Below are 6,984 nucleotides of genomic sequence, written 5' to 3'. Positions count from 1 at the left end.
AGGCTCCAGTCCTCCCGGAACAGGGTGGCCATGATGGATCGAGCCGACGCCCGCGACGGACGACCCGACCCAGCGGCATCCATGCCACCGCAGAGCACAGGCCTCATCGCCCCGACCCAGACTGTGGAATTATCACTCTCCACATTAGAGTGCCAACGACTGTTTAGCACTCTCATCCGGCGAGTGCAACCGGGAACCCTCCCCACCAGGGCTAACGTCCTCAATCTAGGGACCTTCAGCCTCGCCTGGCAGAACGCCGTCAGCGGCGTCCAGACGCGTGTGCCGCCGTGAGCCGATGTCTCTCGCCAGACGCCGGTAGTCGCGGAACGCTCGCGGAACACGGGGTACGAGGTGGACCGTAGACCTGTCTGCTTGCTGTAGTGGGTCAAAGGCCGCAGGTCGCGGTCACACCGGCCGGATCACCGCCGGCGGGTAGCGCCGCCGTGGGTGTGCCGGTGCGGCTGGACCTAGCCCGCGAAGACGAGCGCCACTTCGATCTCACCGATACCACGCGGACCCAAGCCGCCCATCTGGCCGAGGGCGGCGTTGCTCGTACAGCCGCACCACATCGCCCACCGTGCGCGGAGGATCGAACGGGCCCCGTAGGCACGCGCGAGCGGCACCGCATCCCGAAGCCACCAAGAGCACGGCACGCGCCTGACCTCCGGACCCGGACTCGCCCCTGGCAGCCCCCACCAGAAGATCCCGAGCAGCCGCCCGCTCCGGCACGCCCTACGGGCGTGCGGCGGGGGCGCCGGTCCCTTCGGGCGTGCCGGTCGGACGGCTCAACAGGGCGTAGCGGGGGCCCGTCTGTTGGTCCCGTTAGAATCGCGGCTCGGCAGCGTGACAAACCTGGAGAGTGGCCGTGCAGGAAACGAGCGCAGTGGAGTTGGCTTACCTGCCGACGACCGCGGACGCGGTGGGGGCGATCCGCGCGCGGATGCGGGCCACCTCGTCGGGACGGCTACAGAACGGGATCCTCCTGGCCGGCGTGATCATTGTGCTGGGCGCTCTTGTCTTGATCCTCACGGGGTCGAGGGAGCCCGGCTCGACGGTGCGCTGCCTCGCGGGGCTGGCCCTGCTCATCGGTATGTATGTGCTGCTTCCTACGCTCCGGGGGCGGCGGATGTACAGGATGGTCGCCCCGCAGGGGGAATTCCAGGCCATCGTGGACGACAGCGGGGTGCGGGTGACCTCACGGGATACCGAGACGACGTACCAGTGGCCGATGCTCACCCGGTATGCAGAGACGGATGAGCTGTTCGTCCTGATGACGCCCGACAAGCACGGCATCGGCATCGTCGTCCTTCCCAAGCGCGGCGCCGCAACACCGGCGGACCTCGACCGATTGCAAGCCGTCCTCGACCGGAACTCCACCCGAGCCTGGCCCAGAGGGATCCGGCCTAGATCGAACACGCCTCCGGCGGGGGCTCAAACTCTGTAAGGGGGCCGACTGATCATGCCGGGTTGGTCGAGCGTGACACTGGGGCTCCACCGCCCCCAGGCCCCCGCGAGCCGGAGTGTTCGCCCGCGCCCTCCTGTCTGTCACCACATCTCAGCGCTCGCGCGGACGAGCACGCCGGACCGACACGCGTGCCCGTCAGGAAGGTGATCAAGGGGGACTCGCGGTCGCTCACGGCAGACGGCCGATGTACCCCGCTGGTCAGCGAATCGCCAGGTCAGCGAACAAGGCCATGCCCGCCCTTTCAAGGCGGTGGCTTCAGACCATCGCCCAATTACGGGCAGCCGAGCTGCCCAGCTAATGCACGGAGCCCTCTCCATCCTGATGGTGCTGGTCAGGAGGGGTATACGAGCATGAGCTCCCCACCACGGTGCTGCCTGACAGCAACGTGACAGCGACACAGGCAGACTTCACTGGGTGATCGGGCGAGCGCAACGGAGAACCATCCCCGATGGACGACGCAGGGCCCGGCCGTGGCGGCCGGGCCCTCGCTATATCGGATCAGGTCCCGCGGACGACGTCCGCCTGGGGTCCGCGATCGCTCTGAGTGATCTCGAACTCGACCCGCTGCCCTTGTTCGAGGCTGCGGTAGCCATCCGACTGGATGGCCGAATAGTGCACGAACACGTCATCGCCGCCGTCGACGGCGATGAAGCCATAGCCCTTGTCCGCGTTGAACCACTTGACAGTGCCCTGCGCCATACCAATCCTGCCGACGAACCGCGACCGCGCCGGCCACGGCGGATCCTGCGAGCCCCACCCCGGCTACCGCGAGGCCCGTTGATCAGCCCTCGGGTCCGCCTGCCCCCGCGGCGATCGGCAAAGACCATACCCACGACATCCTGCGGCACAGCACCGAACGGCCGATAATGGTCAGCCGTCGGCACCTGTTTCCGCCTCAAGGTTGGACATGTCCGGCAGGACGGCGTTACCTGATCAAGGTGACCCCCGGTGAGGACAGCGAGCCTCATGGAGAAGCGCTATGACGGGAGAAGCGCCATGACAGATGAGAGCCCGAAGGGCGCCGGCCCCGGAGCCATCGCACCCGACGGTTCGGCCACCGAGTTCTACGCCGCCCTGCCGCCCGACGACGAAAGCGCGGCACTGGTGCACGGCGCGATCCCGGCGGGCGCCTCGATCCTCGAGCTCGGCTGCGGCACCGGCCGGATGACGCAGCCGCTGGTCGGGCTTGGCCACCCGGTGGTGGCCGTCGACGAGTCCGCGGAGATGCTGGCCCACGTTCGCGGCGCCGAGACCGTACGGGCGAGCATCGAGGAACTGGACCTCGGGCGTTCGTTCGACGCGGTGCTCCTGGCCTCCTACGTGCTCGAATACGTCGGCGTGGACAGGCGGCGCATGCTGGCGTCCTGCCGGCGCCACGTCGCGCCGGACGGCTGTGTCATCTTCCAGCGCCAGCCGCCGGAGTGGTACGACACGGTGCGGCCGAGCACCTGGGCGAGGGGCGAGGTCGGCTATGAGCTGCGCGACCTCGAACGGCGAGCCGAAGGCGTCCTGTCGGCGACGATGCGATACCGGATCGGCGAGCGGACGTGGTCGCACTCGTTCACGACGCGACGGCTCGACGACGAGACGCTCCCCGCGACGCTGGGCGAGGCGGGCCTGCGTTTCGACCGGCTCCTCACGCCGGACGGCGGATGGGTGATGGCCCGTCCGGTGCTCTAAGCGGCCTCGGCGCACTGAACGAGCGGCGCCCCGCACCCGGCCGGCCGGTCGGCGGGTGCGGGGCGGGGCGGGGCGGGGTGCTCGGCTGGCGCGGGGCAGAGCGGTCTCGGGTACCGCGCGCCGGCCGGTGGTGCGGCCGTGCGGCGGTCTCAGCCGCCGGCCACGGCGGGGATCACCGAGACCTGAACGCCCTCGGGAGTCGGCGTGTCCAGCCCGTCGGCGAACCGGACGTCCTCGTCCCCCACATAGACGTTCACGAACCGGCGGACCTTGCCGCCGTCGTCGAGGATCCGGGCGGCGATGCCGGGGTGGTTGGCCTCGAGGTCGGCGATGACGTCGCGCAGGGTGGCGCCGACTGCCTTGACCTCGGATTCGCCCCCTGTGTAGGTCCGCAGGATCGTCGGGATTCGGACGGAGACCGTGCTCATTGTTCGATCACTCACTCTCAGGCTCTGAGCGGCTTGCGGGATTCGGGCGGACGTGGATTCAGGCCAGCCCGGAGGCGCGGAAGGCTTCGAGGGTGGGCGCGATCTGGGCGGACGGCCTGGCCACCGGCGCCACCGCGTTGAGGGTCTTGAGCCCGTCGCCCGAGTTGATGATCACGGTTTCGGCGTCGGGGTCGAGCAGCCCCGACCGGACCAGCTTGCGAAGGGTCGCGACCGTCACGCCCCCCGCGGTCTCGCCGAAGATGCCCTCGGTGCGCGCGAGCAGCTGGATGCCCTCGACCACCTCGGCGTCCGTCACGTCCTCCACCGCGCCACCGGTGCGGCGCGCGACGTCGAGCACGTACGGCCCGTCGGCGGGGTTGCCGATCGCGAGCGACTTGGCGATGGTGTCGGGCTTGACCGGCCGTACGACGTCGTGGCCGGCCTTGAACGCCGCGGCCACCGGGCTGCAGCCGAGCGCCTGCGCGCCGAAGACGCGGTAGGGCTTGTCCTCGACCAGGCCGAGCTTGATGAACTCCTGGAACGCCTTGTCGATTTTGGTGAGCTGTGAGCCGGAGGCGACCGGGACCACGATCTGGTCGGGCAGCCGCCAGCCGAGCTGCTCGGCGATCTCATAGCCCAGGGTCTTGGACCCCTCGGCGTAGTACGGGCGCACGTTGACGTTGACGAACGCCCAGTCGTCCTGCTCACCCGCGATCTCGGAGGCGAGCCGGTTCACGTCGTCGTAGTTGCCTTCGACCGTCACGAACGTGCCGCCGTAGACCGCCGTAGTGATGATCTTCTGTTCTTCGAGGTTCGAGGGCACGAAGACGGCGGACCGGATCCCGGCCCGCGCCGCCGCGGCGGCGACCGCGTTGGCCAGGTTGCCGGTGGAGGGACAGGCGAGCACCTTGAACCCGAGCTCGCGTGCAGCGGCCAGCGCGACCGCGACCACCCGGTCCTTGAACGAGTGGGTGGGGTTCCCACTGTCGTCCTTGACCCACAGCGCCCGGATCCCCAGCGACTCGGCGAGCTGGTCGGCGCGGACGAGCCGCGTACAGCCCGGCTCCGTGTTGGGCGTATCGATCACATGCGGCGGTACGGGCAGCAGGCCGCGGTAGCGCCAGATGTTCTGCGGACCGGCCTCGATGCCGGCGCGGGTCACACCGCTGAAGTCGTACGAGATCTCGAGTGGTCCGAAACACTCTTCACAGGCGTAGTGGGGGCCGAGTTCGGCGGACGCTCCGCACTCACGGCAGACGAGTGCCTTGGCGGGTCCGAGAGCGGGTGTCGCAGGGCTTTGTGCCATGGAAGCGAGGCCTTCCCTCATCTGTCCTGTGCCACCTTGGTCACAGGTCGGATTTGGCACCTGTCCCGCGCGGCCTCGCTGCTGAGTAACGAGTGCGACGGGAGGGTTGCCGGGGCTTCGCAGGGCCGATCCCTCCACCCCTCTGGATGAGCAATATGAAGTTGTACGCAAAACTGTACCTGAACCGCCCGGATGGCGGGCAAGCGCGTCTCACCGGTCGGGACACTACCCTTCCCAGGCCGGCTCCTGGCCGTACCCGAACGGATGCCTGGCGTCGGCCGGGCGGGCGCTTCGTCGAAGCGACGCGAGCAGGAATCCCTGATTGAGGGTGTCAGCGACCGAGTGCGCGGCCTCGGCCATCATCGCGCTCGAGCCGGCGACGAGACCGGCGATCAACTTCGTGATGGCGATGGCAACGTTCGCGGCCCCGGCGGCGAGCACTGTTTCCTGGTCTCGGCGCCGTTCTTCCCGATTTTACCTGCCCGACCCATGGAGCAGGCCTCTACGCCGGGGCCTGGCGCGAAACGCACGAGCGCTGGGGCAGGCTCGCATCGAACCTAGATCCGCTGGCGGGCTACGCTGCCGAATATGAGTGACGCGCAGGTTCTTGTCGCCTCCAACCGCGGTCCGGTGTCTTTCTCACTGACCGACGACGGAGCCCTGACGATGCGCCGCGGCGGCGGCGGGCTGGTCTCCGCCCTGGCGTCCGTGGCCGGCCAGGGCCCCGGCGCCCAGATCGCCGACGCCGAGAGCCCCGATGCCGAGAGCGATGCCCAGGCGAGCGCGCTGTGGGTCTGCGCCGCGCTGTCCGACGCCGATCGCGCGGCCGCGCGGCAGGCCCCGGACGGCCGCCTCGACCTGGCCGGCCTTGACACCGGCGGCGGCGCGGTGCGCATGCTCGACATCCCGTCCGCCACCTTCCACCGGGCCTACAACTCAGTGGCCAACGCCACACTCTGGTTCGTGCACCACCTGCTGTACGACACTCCGAACAAGCCGCACTTCGACGCCGGGTTCCACCGGGACTGGCAGTCCTACCATGCCTACAACGCGGCCTTCGCGGACGCGCTGGCCCGCGACGCGGCCCGTGGCGCCAAGGTGGCGATCCAGGACTACCACCTGACGCTGACGCCGCACATGCTGCGGGAACGCCGTCCCGACGTGCGGATCTCCCACTTCTCCCACACCCCTTGGGCGCCCCCGGACTATTACCGGATGTTGCCCGACGACATCGGCGTACAGGTCCTCGAGGGCATCCTCGGCGCCGACTGCGCCGGATTCCTCACCGAGCGCTGGGCCAAGGCGTTCCTGGACTGCTGCGAGGCGGTGCTCGGCGCGAAGGTCGACCGGATCACCCCGACCGTCACCTACCAGGGCCGGGCCACCCGGATCGGCGTGCACGGCCTCGGCGTCGACGGACCGGCTCTGCGCCGACGGGCCGCCGAGGCGGACGTGGCCGACCGCGCCGCCAAGTTGCGCAAGCGGGTCGGCGACCGGCAGATGCTCGTACGGATCGACCGCACCGAGCTGTCGAAGAACCTCGTACGGGGGCTGGCCGCGTACCGGGAGCTGCTCGTCAACCACCCGGAGTGGCACGGCCGGGTGGTGCACGTGGCGTTCGCCTACCCGTCCCGGTACGACCTGCCCGAGTACCGGGAGTACACCGAGGCGGTCGAGCGCATGGCCCGGCAGATCACCGACGAGTTCGGCGACGACGGCTGGGAGCCGTTGATCCTGGAGGTCTACGACGACTATCCGCGGTCGCTGGCGGCCTACCGGATGGCCAACGTCCTGCTGGTCAACCCGATCCGTGACGGCATGAACCTCGTCGCCAAGGAAGGCCCGGTGGTGTCGGAGCACGGCTGTGCCCTCGTGCTGTCACAGGAGGCCGGGGCCGCCGCCGAGCTCGGCGACGACGCGCTGCTGGTCAATCCGTACGACGTCTCACAGACCTCCGAGGCACTGCACCAGGCGCTGCTGATGCCCCGCGACGAGCGGGCCACCCGATGCGAGCGGCTCGCGGCGACCGCGATGGCGCTCCCCCCGCAGCAATGGTTCGCCGAGCAGTTGGCCGCCCTCGGCTGAACCCGCGTACGCGACCGGAC

7 protein-coding genes and 1 riboswitch are annotated in these 6,984 nt (G+C 69.5%); of the genes, 3 read left to right on the top strand and 4 right to left on the bottom strand.

Annotated features, from left to right (window positions below):
• Nucleotides 1-865 precede the first annotated feature (865 nt).
• Entirely contained in the window at nt 866-1,444 is a 579-nt protein-coding gene (locus tag HKK72_RS42145; RefSeq protein WP_187235041.1) for a YcxB family protein, read from the top strand.
• 519 nt (nt 1,445-1,963) lie between these two features.
• On the opposite strand, the gene HKK72_RS15370 is transcribed toward HKK72_RS42145, so the two are convergent.
• Complete coding sequence (locus tag HKK72_RS15370) at nt 1,964-2,164, bottom strand: cold-shock protein (protein WP_187235040.1); 201 nt, start codon at nt 2,162-2,164, stop codon at nt 1,964-1,966.
• Between the two features lie 249 nt (nt 2,165-2,413).
• Between HKK72_RS15370 and HKK72_RS15365 the strand changes: the two genes are divergently transcribed.
• Nucleotides 2,414-3,145: a class I SAM-dependent methyltransferase gene (locus HKK72_RS15365; protein WP_222720742.1), complete on the top strand. Its 732-nt coding sequence runs from the start codon at nt 2,414-2,416 to the stop codon at nt 3,143-3,145.
• Nucleotides 3,146-3,294: 149 nt separating this feature from the next.
• Here the strand turns inward: HKK72_RS15365 and HKK72_RS15360 are convergent, their stop codons facing one another.
• From HKK72_RS15360 to HKK72_RS15350, 3 genes are all read right to left on the bottom strand, one after another.
• Complete coding sequence (locus tag HKK72_RS15360) at nt 3,295-3,573, bottom strand: MoaD/ThiS family protein (RefSeq protein ID WP_187235039.1); 279 nt, start codon at nt 3,571-3,573, stop codon at nt 3,295-3,297.
• Nucleotides 3,574-3,631: 58 nt separating this feature from the next.
• Nucleotides 3,632-4,879, bottom strand: coding sequence for a threonine synthase (gene thrC / locus HKK72_RS15355; RefSeq protein ID WP_187235038.1), 1,248 nt, complete (start codon nt 4,877-4,879; stop codon nt 3,632-3,634).
• A gap of 14 nt (nt 4,880-4,893) precedes the next feature.
• Nucleotides 4,894-5,032, bottom strand: a riboswitch (SAM riboswitch).
• 72 nt (nt 5,033-5,104) lie between these two features.
• On the bottom strand, nt 5,105-5,320 hold the full coding sequence (locus tag HKK72_RS15350; RefSeq protein WP_187235037.1) for a cation transporter: 216 nt from the start codon (nt 5,318-5,320) through the stop codon (nt 5,105-5,107).
• Between the two features lie 147 nt (nt 5,321-5,467).
• On the opposite strand from HKK72_RS15350, the gene HKK72_RS15345 reads away from it, so the two are divergent.
• On the top strand, nt 5,468-6,964 hold the full coding sequence (locus HKK72_RS15345) for a trehalose-6-phosphate synthase (protein WP_187235036.1): 1,497 nt from the start codon (nt 5,468-5,470) through the stop codon (nt 6,962-6,964).
• The last annotated feature ends 20 nt before the right edge of the window (nt 6,965-6,984 follow it).

It is taken from the genome of Actinomadura sp. HBU206391, assembly GCF_014323665.1.
Taxonomy (GTDB): domain Bacteria; phylum Actinomycetota; class Actinomycetes; order Streptosporangiales; family Streptosporangiaceae; genus Actinomadura_C.
Note: the sequence above shows the minus strand (reverse complement) of the source record. Positions and strands in the feature narration are given on the sequence as shown.

Coding starts and splice junctions, on each gene's coding strand:
- HKK72_RS15370 (WP_187235040.1), bottom strand. CDS start 2,164: ATGGCGCAGGGCACTGTCAAGTGGTTCAACGCGGACAAGGGCTATGGC.
- HKK72_RS15360 (WP_187235039.1), bottom strand. CDS start 3,573: ATGAGCACGGTCTCCGTCCGAATCCCGACGATCCTGCGGACCTACACA.
- thrC (WP_187235038.1), bottom strand. CDS start 4,879: ATGGCACAAAGCCCTGCGACACCCGCTCTCGGACCCGCCAAGGCACTC.
- HKK72_RS15345 (WP_187235036.1), top strand. CDS start 5,468: ATGAGTGACGCGCAGGTTCTTGTCGCCTCCAACCGCGGTCCGGTGTCT.